This window comes from Chryseobacterium piperi, from assembly GCF_002285635.2.
GTDB classification, from domain to species: Bacteria; Bacteroidota; Bacteroidia; order Flavobacteriales; family Weeksellaceae; genus Chryseobacterium; species Chryseobacterium piperi.
In genome coordinates this window covers 51,880-77,792 of the sequence record NZ_CP023049.2, presented here as the reverse complement: position 1 = coordinate 77,792, position 25,913 = coordinate 51,880, and the positions used below count along the sequence as shown (strand labels likewise).

The window sequence follows — 25,913 nt, the reverse complement described above, 5'->3', positions numbered from 1 at the left end:
TAGATAGTTAATGATTTTATTGAAAATCAATCATTATATCATCTACTCTAGATTAAAAATACAAACAATTGATTCTCAACAGATCAGTTGTTTATCTTATATTTTTTTTATAATTTTGCACAAAACCAAATGGATGAAAAACACTACCTATTATCATAGGAAGATAGCTACGGGTATACAAGGTCCTGAAAGCCTATTTTTCCTTACTTCTAAAAATTTCACTGAAAATTATAGCGGCGAACTATTCACGACGAATGATTAACATATTCATTAAGTCAGTGTAATAGTGAGGTCTTGTTGTCATAAGTAATTTCATGACCTATGCTAAGATAAAAATGATAATGAGTAAAAAAGACTTTATTAATAAAAAACACAATATATTTTAAATCTTAACCCATTAAAAACAACAAATGATGTTAAACAAGAAGAAAAAAATGATGATTTTCCTATTAGTTGCAATATTGGCTGTCGTTGCAGTAAAATATGCTCCCACAATTATAAAACCAATCTTTACTTTTATTAATAGGGAAGCTTAATCTTTAAGCCCCTATCCTATCTCTTCAAATATCTTTTCATAACAAATCTTCTGGATAGGGGCTTTTTTAAATTTTTAAATAATAAGGGCGAGATCCCTCCTGAATGACAAAGTTTACTTTACGGATAGACTTGTCTTTCAGGGATCTCAAAGCACAAGTCCTCAATAGTCATAAAAGAAAATCCTCATCTGAATACAGTGAGGATTTTTAATTTCTATAAATATTAAAGATTATCTCTTTACTCCGATCTTACTCCATGTATTCAGAACAAAAAGAAGAATCAATCCGATTACCGCTGAAGCGATTGAAAAAACAAACTTCAGGTTATCTTCAGATAAAACTTCTGACTGCCAGTCTAGAGCATAAAGGTTAATTGCGATGAAAACGATAAATAGTACTAAAAATACTTTATAAAACTTCTGCATGATACTTAAAAATTAATATAGTTTTGCACCAATTGGGCAAAGTTTGCTGTAAATAATTTAATAGAAATCGCTAAAAGGATAATTCCGAAAACTTTTTGCAAAATAGCCAATGTAGCCTCGCCCATTTTCTTCTCCAGCCATTTCGCTGATTTCAGCACCAAATATACGAAAATTGTATTGAGTATAATTCCACAAATGATATTAATATCATGAAATTCAGCTCTCAGCGATAATGTTGTAGTCAAAGTTCCTGCTCCTGCAACCAGTGGAAAAGCAATAGGAACGATGGAGGCAGATTTAGCTTCGGTCGTTTTATTAATTTCAATGCCTAAAATCATTTCCAGAGCAATCACAAAAATAACAAATGCACCAGCAATGGCGAAAGAGTTAACATCTACTCCGATAAACTTTAGAATTTTATTTCCTACGAATAGGAAAACAATCATAATTAACCCTGCGGTTATTGACGCTCTCCCGGCCTCTATTTGCCCAAATTTCTGCTGTAAACCTACAACAATAGGAATAGAGCCAATAATATCGATTACGGCAAAAAGAACCATAAAGCAGGTAATGACTTCTTTAAAAGAAAAATGATCAAAAATTTCCATCCTTTGTAATTAAAAATTTCGCAAAAATATGAAAAATAACTGACTATTTGCTAATCTTAGAATACAAATTAACAACAGCCACTAAAAGTTCATCTATTCCTTCTGAAGATTTCACAGGTGAATACTTTTCTATCTGGATCTTTTGGGAAAGAGTTCTATATTCCTCAGCAACAGCAATTCCTTTATAACTTTCTAAAAATTTCCCAAAATCCTTTGAAGAGCCTTGGAAATACTCTTTTCTCACTTCAGTATCCAGTTCATCTACCGTTTCAAAGAACTTTTTATAATCTCCGCTGTCCTTAAGATTTTCTAAATAGCTGAAATAATCATTCACATCAGTTTTCAGCCTTTCTCTTATTTCCTTTTCTGTTTCAGCAACGGAACCCAAAGGTTTTACAGGTACGGTTTCTTTAATTAATTTACGCTTTTTTTGCCAAGTCTTAAATGAAATATAGCCTATTAACAGTGCTAAAAGAATGGCAATATTGGTCAAAAGAATATTCCAGTGAAACTTACTTTTTTCTTTAACCTTAAATGTTGTTGTTTTTAATACCGGAGTATTGACCGTTTCAAGCAGACTGTTGGTATACTCATTTACTTTTTCAACCGTAGAACGTGATTCCAGAATCTGCTCGTGGGAAAAAGCATTCAAAGCCAGTATTTTCTGCCCCAGATCAACATATTCTTTACTATTCGGATTAAAGAAGGCAAATTGCTCTGTTTTAATCGAAATAGGACCTGCTTTTCTTGGAATGACAACATAATTCGCCAGTATCTCTCCTTTTATTCCCGATAATCCGGGAACTACTTTAGAAGTAATTTTAGGTGCGAACACTTCATAATCCGGAGATTCGACAATTTTCGGCAGATTCATATCCGTCAGATTTCCCTCACCGGAAATTTTTACAACCACATTCATCGGCTTTTTAGCCTCAATTTTGTCTTTCGATGCATTGTATACACTTACATTGAAATTCCCTACTGCATTGGTAAAGTATTCAGGAGAGCCTTCGGGAAGCTTTTTGACATTCAGTTTGACTTTATTGGATAGAATTTTATTCTTGTTAGCATAAGTATTTACGGAAGCTGAGACAGAAGGTACCTCAACATAGCCAGCTTCATTAGGAAATACAAGAAACATGGCTAAAATCTGAGATGCCATATTCCCATATCCTGAAGGGTCAATTTCAGATCTTTTAAAATTGATCGGATGAACATTGAGATTATCCTGATTCGGAAGACGAATGTTTTTTACTTTTCTGAAATTATCAATATTTTTAGAATATACCTTTAAAACAGCAATGGTAGGCTGATCCTGATACACCTCCTTATCATCAATTTCCATATTCAGATAAACATCATTCGAAGCGCTGGCAACAGATCTTTTGTCACCCTCTCTTACAAAGATTTCAAAGGGTTCGGTTTTGTAAATTTTGTTATTAATCGTAACCAAAACAGAGCCTATTCTCACTTTCCCTTTTTGCTTAGGCTCAAGAGCTACCCGGGTAACGTATTGAGTGATTACTGTGTTGGTTTCGGGATCCATATAACCACTGCTAACAGATCCGCTACCAACCATGGTAAACTTTGACAGATCGGGTAAACGAAGTGGGGTCTGCTGATTATATTCACTACCATTCAATTCAAGAACAATGGTAAGATTTACAATATCCTTACTGTTGTAATCCGTTTTATCCGGAGTTACAGAAATGTTTACTTGTCCGTAAGAAATTACGGACGTAAGAATAACTAGTATGTAAATCAGTTTTTGCTGCATCACCAATCTTTCTCGTTGCTTTCAGGCATCGAATAAGAATTTTTATTTAAAATTCTTCTGGCGGTTTCTTTTTCTTTATCGCTTACTTTATCTAATATTGCGTTTTCAAGATCTTTGGGTATTTTGCCCTCGTTGTTTTGGTTCTGGTTAGGGTCATTACCCTGTTGACTTTCACCTTGATTTTGCTGACCTTTTCCCTGATCTTGTTTTTGATCTTTAGGATTACCTTTTTGATCATCATTTTGTTGTTGGTCTTTACCACCGCCTCCTTTGCCTGAGTTATTCTTTTGGTTTTTCTTTTGTTGATTTTCTTTTTCCTTGAGCTTGGCAATCTCATAGTTCTTTCTGATTGCTTCGTTATAAGGATCCTGTTTTAAGGATTGCTTATAATAATCTGCAGCCTTATCCGGCTGATTCATCTGCATATAAGTATTCCCTAAATTATAAAGAGCTGCTGCTTTATCAGGAAGCGTCTGAGAAAGCTGTTGTGCTTTTTCAAACTCAACCTTGGCCTCTTCATATTTTTTATTTTTATACAAAGCATTGCCTAGATTGTAATGTGCCGTAAAATCTTTTTCATTGGATTTAATAGCTTCCATGTATTTAGAAGATGCTCCATCATAGTTTTTACCATTGAATTTTTGATTACCCTCATACACCAAAGTCCTATAGTTTTCTTGAGCAAACAAGAAATCTGACGCTAGAAAAGCAATTATAAACGATAAAAAAATGATTTTAGTATTCATTATGTGCAAAATTATTCCTTTATATGTTAATAAACAGGCCTTTATTTGTTAAAGTTGGGTTAAAGTATTCCCTTAAAAATACAAAGAAAATTGGATAATACTACACATTGAAATCTCTCTTTGGATTGAAAATGTAAATTAAAAAGAAAAAGAATAAAGAAACGGCCAGAAAATACTGATAATAATGATTCGCATTCTGAGATTTCACCAATGTTTCTGAAGAAGACATTTTTCTGTTCAGAGCATCAATAATCCGATCCGGTGCCTCATTAACATTATTTCCATCAATATAGTTTCCGCCTGTTGATTCCGCCATCTTTTTTAAAGCTGCTGTCTGTCTTTTAGAAATTACAGTCTCTCCATTTCGGTCAGCTTTATACCCCATTAATTGTCCGAAAACATACTCTGGTACAGGTGCTCCTTCATCGGAGCCGATTCCTACAGAAGTAACCATAATGCCCTCTTTATTAGCTAATTTTATCGCTGCATTATCATTTCCTTCATTATCTTCCCCATCGCTCAACAAGACTACTTTCCGGGCTCCTTTGCTTACATTTTTAAATTTGTTCACCGCCGTGCGCATAGCCTTTAAAAAATCAGTTCCCTGAATCTGCATAGAGTTGGTCTCTATTGCATTAATATATGTTTCAGCAGAAGCGTAATCTGTAGTCAGCGGCATAATAGAAGTTGCCTCACCTGCAAAAATCACAATACCAATCTTATCGTTTCTCATCTTCTGCATGGTATTGATCATTACATTTTTTGCTTCGTTTAAACGGTTAGGATTAATATCTTCAGCATTCATCGAATTGGAGACATCAAGCATAAAGATCACATTATTTAATTTTTGATTGGTCTTTATTTCTTCCGATCCGTTTAATAAATCAATGATTGAAAAGATTAAAAATAAAATGCCCAATAAGTACAAGGTTGGAAAAACCTTCGTAAATCCGGATTTCTTTTCAAATAAGTCTTCATGAAACTGACTGTCTGCAAAAATATTCTTCTTCTTATTTTTCCATTTCAGATAATGAACCAATAGATAGGCCAGCAGCGGCAAAAGCAGCAACAGCAATAAATACCAATAATTTCCTAAATACCAATTCATCAGCTTAAAAATTTATAAAATACCCATCTCAACAATGCATCCATTACTAACATTCCCAGGGCTATCCAAAGGAAAATTTTAAAATATTCCTCATAATTATATAATTTAGAGACCTTCACGTCAGATTTTTCCAGTTGGTTAATCTCATCATAAACTTCCTCCAGACTACTATTGGAAGTTGCTCTGAAATATTTACCGCCGGTTACCTGAGCAATTTCTCTCAAAATAGGCTCATCAATTTTAACTTCGGTTTCCGTAAACACCAGATCACCAAAGATATCTGTTTGTGTAGGCATTAATGCATAACCGTTTGTTCCTATCCCGATCGAATATACTTTTATATTATTATTCTTAGCGAGCTCTGCTCCTACCTGCGTAGGCATTGCATTTTCAATGGTATTAACACCATCTGTCATCAGAATAATAATTTTACTTTTTGCTTTGCTGTTCTTCAGGTGATTAACCGCTACAGAAAGTCCTTCCCCGATTGCCGTTCCCGGCTGGAGTTCCAGGGGATTCAGATTCTTTAATTCATCGATGACTACCTGATGGTCCGAAGTGACCGGAACTTTTGTAAAGGCTTCTCCGGAATACGTCACAAGCCCCACCCTGTCATTAGGACGTTTTTCAACAAATTTTATTGCAATATTTTTAAGTGCAGTCAAACGGTCAGGAGTTAGGTCTTTAGCCAGCATACTTAGCGATACATCTACAGAGAGCATGATGTCAATTCCCTTGGTGTCATCTCTGTCCTGGGAAACTGTAAAAGTTCTTGGTCTTGCCATCGCAATGATAAGGGCAGAAAGTATCAGATATTTTGATATTTTCAAAAGAAAAAGTACTGCGAGAATTCCATTATTGGGGTCCATATTCTTTACAGTCGGGACCTTAATACCTTTTTTCTTCTGTTTACTTATATCCCTGAATAAAAGAGGAATAAACAGCAGAAAAAGCAGCAAAAACCATGGACTATACAATTCAAAATTAAACATCCTTTCTTAAGTTTTCAAATTCCAGATCTTTAGAAGATCTTTTTACAAATTCTCTGATATCCGCAAAGTCATTTTCCATAGTCTTTTGATCAGGGAATGTTTTGGCAAACTTTACCAAATCCCCTCTTAGAAATACTTCTTCGACTACTTTTTCATTATCCAGCGAAATGGTATTATTCTCCTTCAGTAAGTGGACAAGATCATCCGTAAGCAGTACATCTGCCGGTAAATGATATTGTTTGGTGATAAATTTTCTTGAAATGTCAATCAATTCTACGTAGAACGAACGGTAATTTCCTTCTTCTATATATTTTTTCTTTTTAAGTGAATCCAATTCTTTTAGTGTATGATTGGTTGCCACAGCAGGCGAACTTTTCGATTTTCTTCCCCATTTAAGATACATAATGATTGCAACAATGAGAGCAATCAGCGACAAGCCTGCTAAAATATACCACTTATAAAGCTCCCAGTAGTCTTTAGTTCCCAGCTTGATCTCTTTGTTCTTCATGATATCATTAATCTGATCTCCTTTTTGAGCCGTATTAATAACATCAATTTCATAAGGAATGGTTTTCAATACTCTGTCCCCTACCTTAAATTCAAGTTCAGGAATTGTAAATTTTCCTTCTTCATAAACTGCAAATTCAATTTTTCTTTCGTATACATTGGGCTGTGTTCCTATGCTGTCTTTTATTTCCTCAAAATGAAAAGGCAACAATTCATTTTTAGCAGCCGAGGTAACTTGCTGATTATTGAGATTATTTACTTTAATAATCAAATGATTAGGTTCTCCTAAAGCAATGGTCTGCTTCTCCAGGTGGGAAGACAGTATCTGTGAAAAACTGCTGACACAGATTAAAGAACATAATATAAATAATATTTTTTTCAATTTTTTCAATACATTTTAATGATTAAGCAACTTTATCATTCTGATCTGGAAATTTAAAACTCAATGTTCATGACAGCTTAATCAGTAATTAAAATTATCCTGAGATTTCTCTTGCAGTTTAATGCTTTAACAGATCTGCGATTCAGCCATTTTAACTCTACTTCTCATACAATTACTTCTTCTGGAAATAGTTATATAATAGTTTAGAATAATCTTCGCCCGCAGCAACGTTCATAAAACTGGCAGAACTGTTAGCAAAATCATCTTCGAGTGCTCTTACTTTTTGTTTCTGAGCTTCAGCAAAGGTATACCTCCATCTTGCACTGGATGTATTAGCCCAAACCTGTTTTCCTGTTTCTGAATCATAAAAAAGAGCATATCCAACATTCGGAATTTCATTATCTTTTTCGTCATAAATTCTCATTCCCAGCAACTGATGCTTTTTTGAAGCAACCCTTAGCATTTTGGAATCGTATTCATCCTCAAAATCGGAAAATAAAAAAACCAAAGATTTTCTTTTAAAAATTCCCATCATATATTCCAATGCCTTATCCACTTTAGATACAGCGGGAACATAATCTGCCGTTAAAATATTGCTGATGATGGAAAGAATATGTTTTCTGCCTTTCTGCGGCGGAATCACTTTATATACTTTATCTGCAAACAGGATCAATCCAACTTTATCATTATTACCTGCTGCTGAAAACCCTAGGCTTGCAGCAATTTCAGCTACATACTCTCTTTTCAGCTGAGACTTGGTTCCATAATCCATCGAGGCCGAAATATCAACCAGAATCATCATGGTCAACTCTCTTTCCTCTTCCATTACTTTTACAAATGGTTCTCGAAAACGAGCTGTTTTATTCCAATCGATCCTTCGGATTTCATCTCCAAATTGATAAGGTCGAACTTCTGAAAAAGTCATTCCCTGTCCTTTAAAAGCACTGTGATATTGTCCCATTAAAGTAGCCTCCGTTTTTTTTCGGGTGCGGATTTCAATCTGTTTTACTTTTTTTACAATATCTTTTATCTGCATAGTATATCGTTAATGGTTGATAGTTTAGAGCTATAGTGTATTAATTCTTCATCTAACCTCCTTCTCCTAGCTTCCTTACTTCATATTCCTTCTTCAACTTTAATCTTTAAACTCAATAGATACATTCAACCATTCATTATCGAATTTAGGGCTGTATTTTTTATAAAAATTAATGGCAGGCTCATTCCAGTCCAATACCTGAAACATCATTCCACTGTAGTTATTGGATTTCCCGTATTCCAATGTAGCGTCAAATAATTTTTTCCCGATCTGCTTTCCTCTCATCCTTTCCGTAACAACAAGCTCTTCAAGATACAGTCTTCTGCCTTTCCAGGTAGAGTACCTATTATAGTATAAAGATATGCCAACAATCTCATCATCTACTTCAGCCACAAAAGCTCCCCAGACAGGTTCGCTTCCAAATCCGGCATCAATAAACTCATCCAGGCTCACTGTAACTTCGTGCAGCGCTTTTTCATACTCAGCAAGTTCTTTAATAAGCTCTAACATGGGAGCGCAATCATCCTGTACAGCGCTTCTGATTACCACTTTATCCATACAATAATATTAAGGGGCCTGAATTTTAGCTAAAATTCTATTGATAATTTCTTCTGTTGAAACTTCTTCCGCTTCTGCTTCGAAAGTTAAACCAATTCTATGTCTCAAAACATCCTTAGCCAGCTCTTTTACATCTTCAGGAATTACAAATGCTCTTCCTTTTAGAAATGCATACGATCTCGATGCAATGGCTAAATTGATGGATGCTCTTGGAGAAGCTCCGAAACTAATATAGTTTTTCAGTTCGGAAAGCCCATAATTCTCAGGGTAACGGGTTGCAAAAACCATATCCAGAATGTATTTTTCAATTTTCTCATCCAGATAAATCTGGTTGATCAAATCTTTTGCATCCACAATATCCTGAAGAGAAATAACCGGCTGAACAGTAGGCTGGTGAGCTGTAGAAACCATCCTCATCACCTTTCTTTCATCCTCAAATTCGGGATAATTGATTTTACATTTCAACATGAAACGGTCACTTTGAGCCTCTGGTAAAAGATATGTTCCTTCCTGGTCGATTGGGTTTTGAGTTGCCAATACCAAAAAAGGCTTAGGTAGTTTCATAGTCTCATCTCCGATCGTCACTTGTTTTTCCTGCATCACCTCTAAAAGAGCAGACTGCACTTTTGCAGGAGCACGGTTGATCTCATCCGCAAGTACAAAATTAGCAAACACAGGACCTTTTTTTATGGAAAAATCATTATCCTTGATACTATAGATCATTGTCCCAACTACATCAGCAGGCAATAAATCCGGGGTGAACTGAATCCTCGAAAAATCACCATGCACAGCCTCAGCCAAAGTTTTTATAGCCAAGGTTTTAGCTAATCCGGGAACACCTTCCAGAAGGACATGACCATTCCCCAAAAGACCTACCAAAAGGCGGTCTATCATATATTCCTGTCCAATAATAACTTTGTTGATTTCCTGTCTCAGAAGAGAAAACAAGTAATTTTTTTCCTTTACTTTCTCCGTTAGCTGGCGAATATCTTCTGCTTGATATGTATCTGACATAGCTTAATTTAAAATAATTGGTAAATTTCTAATAAATACTCGCATTAATCAACACAATTAATGCCATTTTTGAGTTAAAGTTTGTTAAATATTCCGTGGGCTAGAAAGACTTTCAGAGTAATCCAGCTGTATTTTCGATCTGAAAAATCAATTTAATACATGAAATAATATCCTGTTCATAATAACGTCATCACACTTAATCTTCGAAAGCATGATTAACTGAAACAGGTTGCTGATCTATTTAAAGCTTGGTAATGCTAATCGTAAATGTATCTTCTGCCACATCTGTCGATTCTTCATAGGATCCTACATTTACAAAATATTCACTCCCCATCGTAGTGGTTATAGTCATTGTTTCAGCAGTACCTACTCCCCCATTGTCTACTGTGTTAACACATACAAGGTTATTACAATTTCCACTATAAACACCTATCTGTGGATCAAAAGCACTGCCTGCAGGCATAGATACTTTAATGATATATTGGCTTCCGTCACCTACAAGTTTAAACCAGCTTCCGTCATTCATAGCATCAGCGCATACATTGATATTGCCGGCATTATTAGTAGCAGATATCGCATCATTCTGTGTATAGGTATAAGGAAAAGCTGTCACTGACAAAGCACCAGAGCATGCATCATTTACCGGTACGGGAGGTACTGTTTTAAAAGTAATTTCCGTACAACCAGAAGATTCAGCACCCGCAGAAACACTAGTCACTTTTAAATAATAATCTGTACCCGGGCTAAGAGGAACTGATGGAGAAAAATTAGGATTGGTTACTACCTGTTGATTAACAATATTTATACTTCCTGGACTCGTTCCTATTGAAACCCTATAAGAATTTGCTCCGGAAACAGGAAACCACCCGACATTAGGAGACAAAGGAACTGATTGGTTATTATTTAATGGATAAATGATAAAAGGACAGGCAGGAGTTCCTCTCGGTATTAAACCTGAAATCGTCATAGCTGATTTATAATCAGCCCTTATTCCACCTGGTGGAGATGCGGGATCAACAATCATTTTATCTCCTTTATAATAAAGAGTTGAATAAGGAAGATGCTGATAAACATGAAAAGCTTCATCAAAATTATTAATATCAATACTCTGAGAATTCTCTTTTGCTGCAACCACCAGATTATCTGTATTATTATAGGAAAATGGTACGGTAAAAGAAACTTGAACTTTACCATTATTATTGACTACACTTCCAGCAAATACCTGAGTTAGTTGTGAGACAGGAATCCAATCTGTTCCGGAAGTAAAAGCGGTCTTTGAGGTATGTCCAAGATACACAGTCCAATTTGATGAATCGGTGATACTGGCTGATGAGTCTAAATAAAATGTAAGACCTGTGATATTCCCTGCTGCATTAGCATTTATTTCCTGCTTCGGATATATCTGATGAACATAAGAATAGGAAAAAAAACTACTTATCGGTACAGTTCCCACACCTGTACTTCCAATATTTATATTTATTTGAGCATTAAATAGCAATACTGTCAATAATAAAGATAAAAGTAAAATTTTCTTCATATTTAATAAAATTAACCTGATACATATTGCTAATTTAACATTAAAGTTTTAATTTTTCCAACAAATGTGATTATTTAATCATACATCTTAATATATTTGTATTAAACACCCAAATAATATGCATAAAAAACTATTTTTTTTAAGCCTACTTTTTGCCGGCCTTCTTAAATCACAGACGACTTCTGAAGTCAATGTGATTTCACAAGCCGTGTATTATGATGGTTATGCAGCTACGGTATCCACCCCTGTCCCACCCGGACTGATCAGGCTATCAAACACAAGGTATGCAAGAAAACTTACAGATACTGAACTCAATTCCTTTAAGGCAAAAATTGCCATGAGAGTAACCATCGGTGCTTTATGTGATAATTATGACCGTCTGGGAAGTGTTTATTTAGCAATGGTTCCTAAAAATCAACCTACTTACACAACAAATGACACCAATGTGAAAAGAATTGAAGTAGGCAGATATATCACTCCATTTATGAACAAAAACCGTTCTCCTATGGAGGTTCCTTACACATATGATTTAAGTAATTTGTACAGTGTATTTCATGATACCGGATTACGGACTACGTATGATATGTATATGGAGCTGGATGTTTTTGGCGTTCCTTATGCAGCACAAACGCAGATTACAGGATGTGCTGGAAGAATTGATGTTTTTTCAGGAACTCTGACATTTTTCTCAACCAATACGGGAGCAACTGCTTCAGATTACAATAGTCTGGTTCCTTTACTAAGCTACAGCAGACTTAACAACTACAACAGCACGGATGTCACTGGAGAAACAGTCAGAATCTTAAATTTCAACCTGCCCAATACTATTACGGATGCCCGATTTTTTGTAATATCTACTCCCCATGGTGCCAATAGCGGTGGAGAAGAGTACATAAGAAGGCAAAACTACACTTACATAGATGATGTACAAGTCCTCACCTATACACCCGGCGGTATTTCCTGTGAACCTTATAGGGTATACAATACGCAAGGGAACGGAATTTACGGCTCTACTCCAAAGAGTTTTGCCGACTGGACTTCATGGAAAAACTGGTGCCCGGGCAACTCCGTACCTATCAGAGGCTTCACATTACCTAGTATAACTGCCGGGAATCATACCTTGAAACATACAATACCAACGGCTGTATTTAATCAACAGCAAGGGGACGTCTATTTATCGGTCTATGTGCAAGGAAAAAGCAGCAGTGTTTTGAACGTAAATGATATTAAGACTATAGATGTCAGTATATACCCCAATCCGACTTCTGATCTTGTTCATATCCAATCAAAGACAGATGTTTCCTCTATAGCTGTTTTCAGTATAGATGGAAGAAAATTATTTGAAAATTATGGAGAAAACATCATCAATCTTTCCACTTACAGTTCGGGTATTTATTTTTTAAATATTGTCATGAAGGATGGTACTGCCTTTAAACATAAAATCATAAAAAAATAATTTTCTCATATAAACACTTAAACCTTATTATTTAAAAAAACAACAAAACCTTTTTTAGAGTCTATTTTATAGAAAGAAAAAGTTTACAAAAAGAGGAAAATAAATAACGTATTGGCCAGGGTTAAAAAATTTTTGCTTTAATCCCTCTTTCAAAAAATTGTCATTTCCAGTTTATTAAACTATTTTTGGTGATTAAAATTTTGTAAAATGAATTATCATTTTCAAGCTCACAGACAGGTAAGAAGAAACCTATTGGATATATTGCAAAATACTTCCCATGAAGATCTTTTGCTTATTCCGGATGGCTTCAACAATAATATGTATTGGAATATTGCCCATACGGTTGCTACACAGCAACTTTTGCATTATTACCTAAGCGGAAATCCTTTCAGAATTGATAAATACTGGATTGAAACCTATAAAAAAGGAACCTTACCTAATCTGAATGTTCAGAAGTCTGAAGTGGAAGATTTAGAGTTTCTATTGACTGAAACTTCAAAGATCTTAATGAAAGATTATGACAGTGATTTCTTCTCAGATTACACACCATATACTACCAGTTTCGGTATGGATTTGAAAAGCATTCAGGATGCTATCATCTTTAACAACATGCACGAAAGCTTACACTATGGCTATTTGCTTTCGCAAAAAAGAGCAATTTTAGGAGAAAAATATTAAATGAAGGAAGAAGGGACATAAGGAAGAGGGAATAAACAATAATCCCTAACGACAAATTCAATTTTTTGAACTCGTATCCAAAATCTCGGACCACTTTAAACATTAAACTTTAAACAAATTAAATGAAAGACGACTTTATTTTCGGGCTGCGCCCCGTAATTGAAGCTATTGAGGCGGGAAAAACTATTGACAAGATCTTTTTGCAAAATGCACTTCAAGGTCCTATTTATGCTGATCTGAAAGCAGTTTTAGCAAAAAATAAAATCCGTCCCAATTACGTTCCGATCGAAAAACTGAACCGTTTTACAAGAAAAAACCACCAGGGGGTGGTCGCTTTTATTTCGGACGTTCCATTTCATAAAGTGGAAGATATCGTTCCTCAATTATTTGAAGAAGGAAAAACTCCTTTCTTATTGATTTTGGATAGGCTTACCGATGTAAGGAATTTTGGAGCTATCTGCAGAACAGCAGAATGTGTAGGAATTGATGCTGTTATTATTCCTGAAAAAGGAGCATCGCCGATCAATTCGGATGCAATCAAAACTTCGGCAGGAGCACTTTATAATATTAAGATTTGTAAGGAAAACAACTTAGCACATACCGTAGATTTTCTTCAACAAAGTGGAATTGCTGTATTTGCAGCTACTGAAAAAGCTCAGAAACTGATTTATGATGTTAATTTTACAGGACCTTGTGCTATAGTAATGGGGAACGAAGAAACGGGTATATCAAAAGAAGTTTTACATCATTCAGATGAAAAAATAAAACTACCTATTGAGGGTAAAACTCAATCCCTAAATGTTTCTGTAGCATGTGGAGCGATTTTATATGAGGCGGTAAGGCAGAAGATAACTGCAATTCCAAATCCTTAATTCACGACAAGATAGTTTCTTTTATCATTACGTTTTGTATCATTTGAAATGAATGCATAAAGTTTAAGATGAAGCACACTATACTTGGCACGAACTCTGCAAGACTATGACCGATTATGATGAAAAGGGAAAAATAATGCTTTGAAATGGCTCAGGCAATTGATATTTACTTTACAAGTGAAGATATAGTGGAATAATACGCAGCTTCGCCTTAAAAATAATAAATATAGGATAGCTGCCCATACGCCTTTGCTCAATCTACCGGAGATCCCATCGGCTTATTTTGGAGAATTCATCCTTATAAAGACGATAGTAAGACCTTCGGATATACAGGAGGAAACTTTGGTTTTTCAAGTGCCCAACAGATGTATCCTTCAAAAAATATGAGAGTAGCTTTACTTTCCAATGAATCGGATAGACTTTCACAAGGAAAACTGCAGGATATTGCAGAAAGTATATATAAAAATAGTAGTAAAAAATAAAAAAAGATCGAATGAAAAACATAGCAGCATTAATGCTAATATCATCTATAGCTGTTGTATCTTGTAAAAAAGAAACAACAAAAATAACAAAAGTAGACCCTAAAACCGGAAAAACAGTAACAGTAGAAGTTCCGGCTGATTCAGTAGCGAAAGTGGTTGAGCATCCTGCAATCAGTGATTCTGCAGGAGTATACACTCAAACTTTCAAACTTGAAAAAGGAAAAACTTATCCTTTGACAACTTATCAGAGAGATGTAAAAACGATGACTGACCCACAAGGTAAAACCTTAAACGGAACCAGCGAATCTACAGATGAAATGAGCTTTACCGTAAACGATGTCAAGGATAATGTTTACGATCTTACGCTTAACCTGATCTCTAAAAGAAATTCTCAGACTGCTGATGGAAAAACGATTGTGGTAGATACCAAGCAACCTATTCCTAAAGAGGATGATCTTAAAATGATCTGGAATATCAACAGAGCATTGACCAGCAATAAGCTGAATATGAAAATGGATACCAAAGGAAATGTAATTTCTATTACAGGTTTCGATCCTGTTTATACTAAAGTTTCCAATGCAGTAGGTACTTTGGTTAAAGATGCTAACCAAAAGGCAAGTGTTGTAGCCAGCCTTAAAGAAAGCTTTAACGAGAAAGTATTAAAAGATCAATTTAGCAAAAACCTGACTATTATGCCTAAAAAGGGAGTAAAAGTTGGCGACAAATGGTCCAATACTGAAAATGCAGATCCTAATGGTAAAATTAAAGTAACTTCAAACTACCAACTGAAAAGTGTAGGAAATGGTGTAGCTGAAATCTCTGTAACAGGTGGAATTCCTAAAAAAACAGACAAGCAGGCACAAGGTCCGATGACTCACAGCATCAGCAGTGAGCTGGTACAAAATGGTACTATAAAATTTGATGAAAATACAGGATGGATTACCAACCAGAATATTACAGTGAAAACAACACAGGTAGAAACTATTTCTGACGGAAAACAGTCTCAATCTATGAAAAGTGTTTCCAATTCTTCGGTAATGGTCAACCCATCTGCCAAATAATTGAGGTTTATAAAATTAAAAAGATATGAAGTGGATTCTTGAGCTAATACTGACGGCTATTATTCTTTTCTTTGTCTGGAATATCCTTAAAAGGATTTTCTTTAAGACTTTCTATAGCTACCGGTTCAATAACAACAATAATAAGCATCAGGATATACAAAACTCAAATAAGAATAAAAACCAAAAAATCAATTGGGACGCAGAAACTGTGGACTACGAGGAAGTAAAGGAACCTAAGGATAAAAAGTAAAAAATTCCAAGAAATAAAAGATAATAACCAGCATGGCGAAAAATAAAAACTTAATTTATATTGCAATTTCATTAGTTGTATTTATAGTTTTAGCATTTTTATATTCCACTCCTGTTTTTACGGGAAAACAGCTTTTCCAACATGACATTGTTCAGTATCGAGGAGGCGCAAAAGAACTTCTTGATTACAGAGCTAATTTTGAAAAAGAAACCTACTGGAGTGATTCTATGTTTGGGGGAATGCCGACTTACCAGATGGGAAGTCAGTTTAAAGGAGATATCATCAAAAAAATTGATAGCAACCTGAATTTCTTTCCCAGACCGGTTAATTATCTGTTTTTACTTTTTGCAGGATTTTTCCTTTTGGGAATGGTGGTTGTCAGAAATTGGAAGTATGCTTTATTAGGCGCAACTTTCTTCGGACTTTCCACCTATTTCTATATCATCATTGCTGCCGGACATAACGGTAAGGTAAATACGATCGAATATTTTGCCCCACTGCTGGCAGGAATTTTATTGGTCTATATCCGTAAGAAATATGTTTTAGGGTTTATTGTCACGACACTCTTTATGGGCTTACAGGTGGCAGCAAACCACCCACAGATGACCTATTATCTATTTCTTGCATTAGGCTTTTTGTTTATCTCTGAACTGATCAGGGCTATTCAAAAAAAGGTTCCGATGAAGCATTTCATCACATCCTCAGCTATTATTGCAGGAGCTTGTATCATCGGTGTTGGAATGAATTCTCAAAGAATCATGGCCAATTCCGAATACATAAAAGAAACTGTCCGTGGAAAGCAAATTTTGAATACGGAAACCCATACTTCAGGGAAATCCGGAATGGATAAAGAAAGTATGCTGATGTGGAGCTATGGGAGATTGGAAACCCTGAATCTTTTTATCCCAAGATTAATGGGAGGAGGAAGCCAGGAACCTGAAGCTAAGGAAATCATGAACAAAGTTCAGGAGCTTGTTCAGGAGAATGTAACTTCACAAGCTGAAATGGATAGAATTTCCAAAGGATTTAGCAGCGTAACCTATTGGGGTGACCAACCCGGAACTTCTGGACCTGCTTATCAGGGTGCTGTAGTATGTTTCCTGGCACTTTTAGGATTCTTTTTTGCCTCTAAAAAATACAGATATTGGATTTTAGGAGCTTCTATATTGACCATTTTATTGGCATGGGGAAGCAACTTTATGCCATTATCTGATTTCTTCATAGACTTTGTTCCTTTTTATAATAAATTCCGAGCACCTTCTTCTATCCTGGTAGTCGTAGAATTATTATTCCCGCTAATTGCCATTATCGGGTTGTATAAATTCTTCACTGATGAGAAACTGACGGAAGAATATAAAAAGAAAATCCTTCTTTATGTAGGAGGCGGAACCTTAGGCTTTATTCTCATCCTTTTAATTTTCGGAAAGGGGTTATTAGGCTTTTATACGGATAATGAAAAGCTGTATTTCCCACCTTTTTTACTGGATTATCTGGTGGATGAAAGATTTAAATTGTTTAAGATTGATGCTATCAAAGCATTTATTTATCTTGCTATTACTGCTGCCGTTTTATTCCTGACCATGAAGAAAAAGCTAAGCCAGAACATTGCATTGATCATTATCGGTGTTGTGAGCTTATTTGATTTATGGACGGTAAACAAACGTTATCTGAATGATGAAAATTATGTAGATAAAGTTTTTGCAGAAAACCCTTTTCAGACTGAAGGTTCTGATCTGCTTGCAGAAAAAGTACAAGCTAACCCAAGCCTTGGATCTATTTTAGCCAATGTGAATGTCAATAAAACATTAGAAACGATTGCTGAAAAAGACAAATCTCATTATAGAATTTTCAACAACATCTTAGGAACGTTCAGTGAAACCAATACCTCTTATTTCAAATCTTCTATCGGAGGTTATCATGCAGTAAAGTTGAGAAGATATGATGACGTGATCAATGAGTACTTCCAAATCACAGATTCTGTAAAGGTTCCCAATGTTCTGAACCTTCTCAATGCAAAATATTGGGTTGTTGGTGGTCCTGAAAATCCTCAGACAGTACCTAATACCAAAGCAAACGGTAATGCATGGTTTGTAAGTGATATACAGTTTGTCAACAGTCCGAATGAAGAGATCAAATCAATAGGAGTGATCAACAGCAAAAGAACTGCTGTCGTTGCTTCCGAAGATAAATCTTATTTTAGTAATAAGCCTGTACAGGCAGATTCTACTGCATTTATTAATTTAACAAAATACCAGCCTAATGAACTGGAGTTTAGATCCGAATCTAAAACCCCACAATTGGCTGTATTCTCTGAAATTTACTATCCTCACGGTTGGAAAATGTTTGTAGATGAAAAAGAAGTTCCATATATCAAAGCTGACTATCTGCTTCGTGCTGTTCACGTTCCTGCAGGAAAACACCATATCACAATGATTTTCGAGCCAGAAGTTATTGAGAAAGGGAAATGGATTTCTTTACTTTGTTTCGGGCTATTTATCGCATTAAGTGCCTTTGGAATATTCTGGATCAATAAAAACAAAAAGAAAGAAGTCTTAACCGACGAGAAAGCGTAAAATGGAGAAATCGCTGATTTGTTAAATTGCGATATAAATTCAATTAGCATCTGTCATTTCGACGAAAGAGAAATCTCTTAATATTCTCAACCTTTGATTAATGGTTAAATTTTAAAATATTAAGACTCATTTAGGTTATAAAGATGATTAACGTTTTTGTCGACAGAATACAACATCCCTATTAATGGAAGAGAAGAAAATATTGATCATCACTTATTATTGGCCTCCGGCAGGAGGTCCGGGTGTTCAGCGGTGGTTGAAGTTTGCAAAATATTTACCCGATTTCGGATGGAAGCCGATCATTTATACACCGGAAAATCCCAGTTATCCTTTATTAGATGAAAGTTTATTAAATGATGTTCCAAAAGATCTTGACATTATTAAAACCAACATCTGGGAACCTTATCAGCTGGCTGAAAAACTCAATAAAAGCAATAAAAAGTTTAAGGCCGGACAATTTGATGTCGGCACCAACCAAAACTGGAAATCCAAACTTTCTATCTGGATAAGAGGGAATTTTTTCATTCCTGATGCCAGAGTTTTCTGGGTAAAGCCATCTGTGAAGTTTTTAGAACAATATTTAAAAGAGCATAAAATTGATGTTATAGTCACTTCCGGACCACCCCACTCCTTACACCTTATCGGCTTACAGCTTAAAAAAGAATTTCCATCTCTAAAATGGGTCGCTGATTTCCGTGACCCCTGGACAGAAATTTCATATTATAAGCATTTGAAACTAACCAAAAGTTCAGATCGAAAACACCGTCAACTGGAAAGTGAAGTTTTTAAAAATGCGGATATTACATTAGCCACCAGCTATACTGATGCCGAAAACTTCAGGAAAAATGGAGCAAACTCCATCTGTATTACCAATGGATTTGATGAGAGTGATGCAGAAAAGAAAGCTGAAGGGCACAATAGCGAAAAGGCAAATTTGCAAAATGGCGAAATTGCTCAAATGTTAGATAACGGAGACAATGAACTCAAACCCTCAAACCCTCAAACTCAATTTACATTAAGCTATATCGGTGTTTTAGAGCAGCTTCGTAATCCTGAAAACCTTTGGAAAGCACTGGACAATCTGGTTACAACCGATACTGATTTTGCCCAACATTTCACTTTGAAATTTGCAGGCAGAATCGATGATAAAATTCTAACTTCGCTTCAGAATTCAAACCTGAAAAAACATATCCTGGATTTAGGCTACCTATCTCATGACAAGGCAATTACAGAAATGCAAAATTCTGATGTGCTGTTGATCACCAATTTTCCTAACGAATCATCCAAAGGTATTATTCCCGGAAAGATTTTCGAATATTTAGCTACAGGAAAACAGATTATTTCATTTGGCCCTGATAAAGCAGACGTTTCGAAGATACTGGAAGAGACTCATGCCGGAAAGCATTTCAGCTATGAAGACTCTGAAATGATTAAAGTATTTATCCTGGAAAAATTCGAATTATGGAAAAAAGGAAATCTTCTTGAAAACGCTCAAAATATAGAACAGTTTTCAAGAAGACATCTTACTAAAAAGTTAGCTGAAATTTTATAACAACGCAAAGATCTATCTATAAATGCGTTATATTTAAGGCGCTTCGCTTAGCAAAGCCCGCAAAGATAAAAATCAAAGATTTTATGACCATTAAGCAGCTTATTTTATTTTTTTAATAACAATAGTCACCAATAATTGATGTTAAGCAAGTTACTATCGAGCTCACGTTAAATTAAATCGTCCATTGATCATTGATGACCGCTATTAAGTAAAGCTTCCCTTGAAATTCTTCATATACAAAACGAAGGGTCTTCCAATCCATATCGCCGTACTTTTCGGTCCCTTTAATAAAGTTTTCGGTGAAGTCATGTTTTGGATAGATCTCCTGCAGGTTATTTAAGGAATTTCCTTTTCCCTGGAATTCATTATAAGAATAAGAAGACGTGGTAAAATCTTTTGAAAACACCCACTTCCCTAAATAGTTTTTAATGGTTTCTTTATATGGATCCCCTGAACCATCATGCGCTCCCCAGGTAAATTGTGTTGGGGTTTCTACATATTTTTCAAAATCAGCTTTAGAAAAATGCTTATCTTCTTTTAAATTGACAAAAGCATACATTGAAAAACGGATTCCTTTTTCAGGGTGAATAAAGTCAGCAATTTTTTTATAGTCCTTATTTTTTAAGGTCTGCAAAATCTCATCGTTTGTTTTCTTCAGGACTTCCTTTTTCTCAGCTTCACTAAGCTTTGGAACAGCTGTACTGTCAGTTTTTACCTGAGCTGTAGAATCTACAGAGTTGACACCAGGCTGTTCAGGATTCTTTTTACAAGCTACAACACTTAAAACAAGTATTGAAAGGAATAGTTTCTTCATTTTTTTAATGTTAATTACATAAAAGGACCAAAACTAGTGCCAGAAAATTAAGTAAATTTGTTATATGGAAGTTTTAGATATTCTTATTATCGGAGGAGGCCCTATTGGTTTAAATTGTGCACTGGAAGCTCAGAAAAACAATCTCACGTATGTTATTATAGAAAAAGGAACTATTGTCAATTCACTGTACAATTACCCTTTGTATATGCGTTTTTTCTCCACAGCTGAAAAGCTTGAAATAGATGAAATCCCATTTATTTCTACAGCTCCGAAACCGGGAAGACAGGAAGCTTTAGAATATTACCAGGGCATTACCCGTCAGAAAAATCTCAATATCAACCTATATGAAAAAGCCATAAAGGTTTCAAAAAAAGAAAATCTATTTGAAGTTGAAACTACTAAATCAAAGTATTTCGCCAAAAATATTGTTATTTCAACAGGCTTCTATGATATCCCTAACCGAATGAATATTCCGGGGGAAGACTTACCTAAAGTGAAACATTATTATACCGAGCCTTACCCCTATGCTCAGCAGAAAATCGTGGTGATTGGTTCCAGTAACTCAGCCGTAGATGCAGCACTGGAAACCTATCGAAAAGGAGCCGAGGTAACCATGATTGTCCGTCGTCCAGATATATCAAACAATGTAAAATATTGGGTAAAGCCGGATATTGAAAACAGAATTGCTGAAGGAAGTATCAAAGCCTATTTTAGCTCTGAGCTCTTAGAAATTAAAGAAAACTCAGTCATTTTTAAAGACAAAGAAGGAAACGTTCATGAAATAGAAAATGATTTCGTTCTGGCCATGACCGGTTACCTGCCTGATTTTGACTTTTTACGAAACTCAGGAATCGAACTTCAGGGAGACTGCCTAAATCCTTTATACCATCCCGAAACTATGGAAACAAATGTTAAAAACCTTTATCTTGCAGGAGTAGTTTGTGGAGGAATGGATACCCATCTGTGGTTCATTGAAAATTCAAGAATTCATGCAAATATGATTATAAAAAATATTTTGAAACATCATCAGGTTTAATCCTGAATGACAAGAGGCATCTGCGTCATTTGTGAAATCTGTGGGAAATATTTTTTATCTCGAAGTTTTTAAAGTTTTATTGATATTCTAAGTTTAGATTCTTTCACTTCGTCTTCGCTCTATTTTTGAAATCAAAGATTAGACGTAGTCAATGACAAAGATTGTGTTTTCAATCTTTGTCATTCAGAAGGAATCTAAACTATGATTTTACAAAGATTGTTGAGACTCTTACAGAGTGACAAAGATTGGGTAAAAGCTTATAGTTCATTTAAAAGACGATTACATATCCAGTCTATCATTTCGAGGAATCTAAATATAGTTTATAAAGATTTCAATTTTATTGCTTTGTTTAGATTCCTTCGCTTCCTGGGCTTCGTTCGCAGACTTATCGTCTGTGTTTCTGAAATCGAAGATTAGATGTAGTCAATCACAAATTGCAATATAGATAGAATGACAATCATATTAACAGCTAGTAGTTTCAAAAAAAATTTAAAAATCAATTTTAGCCCCTAAAATAAAATTCCGTTTGGCTGCCGGATTATAAAATCTATTTCCAAAAGCGTTTGTATCAAACCCTAAAACATAGTCACTATTGTATAGATTTTGAACTTGAAGATATAGCTTCATTTTTGTTTTTTCAATGGCAATAGGAAATCCAAATTGAATGTTTCCGATAAACGCAGATTCTGACCATACTGAATTGGCAACATTTAAAGGAATCTTTGAAATATAGAAATGTGAGTAATCCACTGAAAGCTGATTAAAAAACACAAAATTCAGCAAACTGTTAATGGTCGTTGAGGGAACGCCTGTCAGATCATTTCCGGAAAAATTATTATTTCCTTGTCTGTAATCCCCAAATTTAAACTGATAAAAACTTCCTGATAATCTAAACTTAAATCGGTTTAGAAAGGTATTTTGAAAAGCAAAATTTCTTGACTCTACCAACACCTCCACTCCTTTTTGAAGGGTATTTCCCTGGTTCACAAAAAACTCCTGCCCTTTTTCATTTTGCCTTCTTACAATCGCATTTCTCATTCTGAAATCAAAGTAACTGGCCTCAACAAACAAGGCATTACTCAACTGTTTACGAAAACCTATTTCCTTATTCCATCCATATTCCGGACCCAGCTTGAAATTGAATTCCTGATTCGAAGACCGGATTTCCTCATTGGTTGGTGCAGAATTTCCTTTTCCTATTTTCGCTCTTACCGAAAAGCCTTTTCCTAAAAGATAAGTTAGCCCTATATTGGGAAGCCATTGATTTTTAAAACGAACTTCACCACTGTCATAACCGGGAAATAATTTTTCCCATTGATACGAATTAGAATTGAGACTTAATGAGATATCACTGAATAGTCTATCATTGAAATTGAGCTTTTGGGAGATAAAATAAAAACCCGAGCTGTTTTGAAGTTTGTCAAAATTCTGTGGATTTCCCTGCGTTCCTTTATTATTATCATAGTTTTTAATAAAAACGGTATTAATACCGCCTTCAAATCCCAGTCTCCATGAGACTGCAATTTTATTCCACTGCTCTTCATAATTAAGATGTGTTCTCAATGCAAAATTCCTTTCAAACCTGTTTTCAAAATTGGTGATAAATGGGTTTTCAAAATCTACATAAGAACCTTGAAGCAAAACAAAATGAGAAAATTTGGGACTAAAATTATACAGATGCGAAACACCTGCCAAAATCATTTTATTACGAATTCCTGCATCCTGTTCCCTTGCTCCGGGAAGTGTTGCCGTTGCGGGTCTCGATTGGCGTCTGTCTGTATTCATTTGTTCTAATGTAAGACCACCCGGAGTTTGATAATTCAGGTCAGACCATAGAATCATAGCATTCAGCATTCCCTTTTTAGAATATTGAAAACGGTCCTTGAGATAGATTTGTTTTCTTTCAACTGCAGATTGCTCTCTATAGGAATCAGTTCTGTAATAATTCTGAAAAATTTCAAAAAAGTGATTTCCCGTCTGCTTTGAAAAATCAAAACTCTGATTAAAAGTTCCATAGCTACCTACTGAAAGGTGTGCTGATAAATTATCTGAGGATCTGGTCTGGAGAAGAAGAGTTCCTCCTGTAGCAACACCAAAATCCCCTCCTTCCGGGCCTTTATAAATTTCCATCTTATTGACTAGCTCGGGAGAAATAACATTAAAATACGTATTCCCCGAAGCATCGGACAAAATAAAATCATCGAGATACACTTTAATATTACGTACCCCAAAAGGAGACCTTAATGTACTTCCACGTACAGAGATTCTATAGCTCCCCGGAGAACGTTCTTCCATTCTCGCCCCGGCAATCTGATTGATGGATTCCAGCATCCGCTCCGGTGTATTCTGATTCAAAAGCTCTTTTGAAACTACGGCAACCGATTTTGTAGAAGTGATGTAGGTTGTAGGCTTTCTGTAAGCATCAATGCTGACTTCAGAAATCAATTCAGCAGAATCTCTTTTCTGAGAAGAGAAAAGTGAACAGCAGATGATAAAGAATAAAAAACAGAGCCTCACCATTCTACAAAACTAATCAATGATTTTTAAACTATTTCCTCTTTCGAAACTTTTTCAGCCAGCATCCAGGGAATAATAAAATAAAAAGCAACGGCAATAATCGAAGCCAGAACTCCCGTTCCAATCCATAAAGTAGTAAATCCAAATCTTTCAGCAATTAAAGTTCCTACATAAGGCGTAACAATAAAAGCTATGGAAAAGGAAATCCCGTTTAACCCCATATAAGCTCCTTTATTATTGGCTCCTGAACGTAAAGCAGTAATGGTAGACATAAAAGGCAGCGTCCAGATTTCACCTATACACAGTAAAGTCATGGATACAACCAATGTTATGATATGATAATCAAAAGCCAACATCGCGTAAGAAAAACCACATAACAAAGTTCCCAAAAGCATTGTAACAGCCAGTCTGAAATATTTTTCAGCGATCTGTACAAATGACATTTCCAACAAAACGATCAGAAAGCCACTATATCCTAAAATATATCCTATATTTTGTTGGCTGAGACGCGCTGTATCTTTATAAAAAATAGTCAATGTACTAAAAAGCTGGAAAAAACATATCGCAAAGAGCATACAGAAGAAACAGTAAACCAAAAATTTACCATCCCTGTAAGGCGAACTTTCTTTGGTTATTACAATAGCCTCTTTTACTCGTCTGGCTTTTTTTGTTGCCAGCTTATCCCGCTTTCTAAAAAACCAGATATAGATCAGTCCAGCCAATAAAGCACCGAGCGCATTACTGTAGAATAAAAACTCATAGGAAATAGCTGATAGAATTCCCCCTAAAGCAGGTCCTATAGAAAACCCCAGATTCACCGCCATTCTATTTAAAGAAAATGCACGCGTAATATTTTCAGGTTTTGCATATTTGGTAATCGCTACTGAGTTGGCGGGACGAAAAGTCTCGCTGACAATACTTTGCGCTAAAATAATCCCGGCCAATCCTACTTCCGTTGTAAAAAGAGGAATCATACAAAATAAAGGAACACTTAACAATAAACTGAAGCTCTGCACCTTATACTCTCCAATCTTATCCGTAATCATTCCTCCAAGCCATGATCCTATTACAGAACCAATTCCGAAAAAACTAAGGACTAATCCAGAGTTTTCAATAGTGAAGTGGAGGTGAGCCGTCATATATACACCTAAAAACGGAAGCACCATGGATCCTGCTCTGTTAATAAGCATAACTACTGCCAGCATCCAGCTTTCCTGGGAAAGTCCTTTAAAAGAACTTGTATAAACATGAATTAGTCTCACGGGTTTGATTTTGGGAAAAATTAGAAGACCCAAAATTAATTAAATTAAGCCAGAGAATAGGTTTAAATTACTCACTTTTTATAGATAAATGAAACAAAATAAACAATTAAACCCCAGTATTATTTTAACGCTAT

Annotated in this window: 23 protein-coding genes; 9 read left to right on the top strand and 14 right to left on the bottom strand. The window is 35.3% G+C overall.

Annotation, left to right across the window (positions count from 1 at the left end):
- The first annotated feature begins 133 nt into the window (after positions 1–133).
- On the top strand, positions 134–262 hold the full coding sequence (locus CJF12_RS20310) for a hypothetical protein (protein WP_262483401.1): 129 nt from the start codon (positions 134–136) through the stop codon (positions 260–262).
- A gap of 504 nt (positions 263–766) precedes the next feature.
- Here the strand turns inward: CJF12_RS20310 and CJF12_RS00365 are convergent.
- The 11 genes from CJF12_RS00365 to CJF12_RS00315 all read right to left on the bottom strand — a co-directional run bounded on the left by CJF12_RS00365 (position 767) and on the right by CJF12_RS00315 (position 11,226).
- Entirely contained in the window at positions 767–961 is a 195-nt protein-coding gene (locus CJF12_RS00365; protein WP_034682477.1) for a hypothetical protein, read from the bottom strand.
- A 5-nt stretch (positions 962–966) separates the two neighbouring features.
- Positions 967–1,569: a MarC family protein gene (locus CJF12_RS00360; protein ID WP_034682478.1), complete on the bottom strand. Its 603-nt coding sequence runs from the start codon at positions 1,567–1,569 to the stop codon at positions 967–969.
- A gap of 43 nt (positions 1,570–1,612) precedes the next feature.
- A complete protein-coding gene (locus tag CJF12_RS00355; protein ID WP_034682479.1) occupies positions 1,613–3,346 on the bottom strand; it encodes a BatD family protein in 1,734 nt (577 codons plus the stop codon).
- Positions 3,346–4,092, bottom strand: a complete 747-nt coding sequence (locus CJF12_RS00350; RefSeq protein ID WP_034682480.1) for a tetratricopeptide repeat protein — start codon at positions 4,090–4,092, stop codon at positions 3,346–3,348. The genes CJF12_RS00355 and CJF12_RS00350 overlap by 1 nt, the downstream gene beginning before the upstream one ends.
- Positions 4,093–4,192: 100 nt before the next feature.
- Positions 4,193–5,200, bottom strand: a complete 1,008-nt coding sequence (locus CJF12_RS00345) for a vWA domain-containing protein (protein ID WP_034682481.1) — start codon at positions 5,198–5,200, stop codon at positions 4,193–4,195.
- Complete coding sequence (locus tag CJF12_RS00340; protein ID WP_034682482.1) at positions 5,200–6,192, bottom strand: VWA domain-containing protein; 993 nt, start codon at positions 6,190–6,192, stop codon at positions 5,200–5,202. The genes CJF12_RS00345 and CJF12_RS00340 overlap by 1 nt, the downstream gene beginning before the upstream one ends.
- Positions 6,185–7,081: a BatD family protein gene (locus CJF12_RS00335; protein WP_185097160.1), complete on the bottom strand. Its 897-nt coding sequence runs from the start codon at positions 7,079–7,081 to the stop codon at positions 6,185–6,187. The genes CJF12_RS00340 and CJF12_RS00335 overlap by 8 nt, the downstream gene beginning before the upstream one ends.
- Positions 7,082–7,253: 172 nt before the next feature.
- The gene (locus tag CJF12_RS00330; RefSeq protein WP_034682484.1) at positions 7,254–8,117 is read right to left on the bottom strand and encodes a DUF58 domain-containing protein; all 864 of its coding nucleotides are present in this window, start codon (positions 8,115–8,117) and stop codon (positions 7,254–7,256) included.
- A gap of 99 nt (positions 8,118–8,216) precedes the next feature.
- Positions 8,217–8,675 (bottom strand): GNAT family N-acetyltransferase, encoded by a 459-nt coding sequence (locus tag CJF12_RS00325; protein ID WP_034682485.1) that lies wholly within the window; start codon positions 8,673–8,675, stop codon positions 8,217–8,219.
- Between the two features lie 9 nt (positions 8,676–8,684).
- Entirely contained in the window at positions 8,685–9,689 is a 1,005-nt protein-coding gene (locus CJF12_RS00320) for an AAA family ATPase (RefSeq protein ID WP_034682486.1), read from the bottom strand.
- Between the two features lie 241 nt (positions 9,690–9,930).
- Positions 9,931–11,226: a hypothetical protein gene (locus tag CJF12_RS00315; RefSeq protein WP_034682487.1), complete on the bottom strand. Its 1,296-nt coding sequence runs from the start codon at positions 11,224–11,226 to the stop codon at positions 9,931–9,933.
- Between the two features lie 118 nt (positions 11,227–11,344).
- On the opposite strand from CJF12_RS00315, the gene CJF12_RS00310 reads away from it, so the two are divergent.
- The 7 genes from CJF12_RS00310 to CJF12_RS00280 all read left to right on the top strand — a co-directional run bounded on the left by CJF12_RS00310 (position 11,345) and on the right by CJF12_RS00280 (position 20,150).
- Entirely contained in the window at positions 11,345–12,682 is a 1,338-nt protein-coding gene (locus CJF12_RS00310) for a peptide-N-glycosidase F-related protein (RefSeq protein ID WP_034682488.1), read from the top strand.
- Between the two features lie 207 nt (positions 12,683–12,889).
- On the top strand, positions 12,890–13,360 hold the full coding sequence (locus tag CJF12_RS00305) for a DinB family protein (RefSeq protein ID WP_034682489.1): 471 nt from the start codon (positions 12,890–12,892) through the stop codon (positions 13,358–13,360).
- Positions 13,361–13,482: 122 nt separating this feature from the next.
- Positions 13,483–14,232, top strand: a complete 750-nt coding sequence (rlmB, locus tag CJF12_RS00300) for a 23S rRNA (guanosine(2251)-2'-O)-methyltransferase RlmB (protein WP_034682490.1) — start codon at positions 13,483–13,485, stop codon at positions 14,230–14,232.
- A 493-nt stretch (positions 14,233–14,725) separates the two neighbouring features.
- Positions 14,726–15,775, top strand: a complete 1,050-nt coding sequence (locus tag CJF12_RS00295) for a DUF6263 family protein (RefSeq protein ID WP_034682491.1) — start codon at positions 14,726–14,728, stop codon at positions 15,773–15,775.
- A gap of 25 nt (positions 15,776–15,800) precedes the next feature.
- The gene (locus CJF12_RS00290; RefSeq protein WP_034682492.1) at positions 15,801–16,025 is read left to right on the top strand and encodes a hypothetical protein; all 225 of its coding nucleotides are present in this window, start codon (positions 15,801–15,803) and stop codon (positions 16,023–16,025) included.
- Between the two features lie 32 nt (positions 16,026–16,057).
- The gene (locus tag CJF12_RS00285; protein WP_034682493.1) at positions 16,058–18,598 is read left to right on the top strand and encodes a YfhO family protein; all 2,541 of its coding nucleotides are present in this window, start codon (positions 16,058–16,060) and stop codon (positions 18,596–18,598) included.
- A gap of 184 nt (positions 18,599–18,782) precedes the next feature.
- On the top strand, positions 18,783–20,150 hold the full coding sequence (locus tag CJF12_RS00280) for a glycosyltransferase family protein (protein WP_034682494.1): 1,368 nt from the start codon (positions 18,783–18,785) through the stop codon (positions 20,148–20,150).
- A 172-nt stretch (positions 20,151–20,322) separates the two neighbouring features.
- On the opposite strand, the gene CJF12_RS00275 is transcribed toward CJF12_RS00280, so the two are convergent.
- The gene (locus CJF12_RS00275; RefSeq protein ID WP_034682495.1) at positions 20,323–20,964 is read right to left on the bottom strand and encodes a hypothetical protein; all 642 of its coding nucleotides are present in this window, start codon (positions 20,962–20,964) and stop codon (positions 20,323–20,325) included.
- A 64-nt stretch (positions 20,965–21,028) separates the two neighbouring features.
- Here CJF12_RS00275 and CJF12_RS00270 point away from each other — a divergent pair, with 64 nt between their 5' ends.
- A complete protein-coding gene (locus CJF12_RS00270) occupies positions 21,029–22,000 on the top strand; it encodes a YpdA family putative bacillithiol disulfide reductase (protein WP_034682496.1) in 972 nt (323 codons plus the stop codon).
- 489 nt (positions 22,001–22,489) lie between these two features.
- Here CJF12_RS00270 and CJF12_RS00265 read toward each other — a convergent pair whose 3' ends face one another.
- Both CJF12_RS00265 and CJF12_RS00260 read right to left on the bottom strand, forming a co-directional pair.
- Positions 22,490–24,520, bottom strand: coding sequence for a TonB-dependent receptor (locus CJF12_RS00265; protein ID WP_034682497.1), 2,031 nt, complete (start codon positions 24,518–24,520; stop codon positions 22,490–22,492).
- A 23-nt stretch (positions 24,521–24,543) separates the two neighbouring features.
- Complete coding sequence (locus CJF12_RS00260) at positions 24,544–25,722, bottom strand: MFS transporter (protein ID WP_051887207.1); 1,179 nt, start codon at positions 25,720–25,722, stop codon at positions 24,544–24,546.
- Positions 25,723–25,913: the final 191 nt, after the last annotated feature.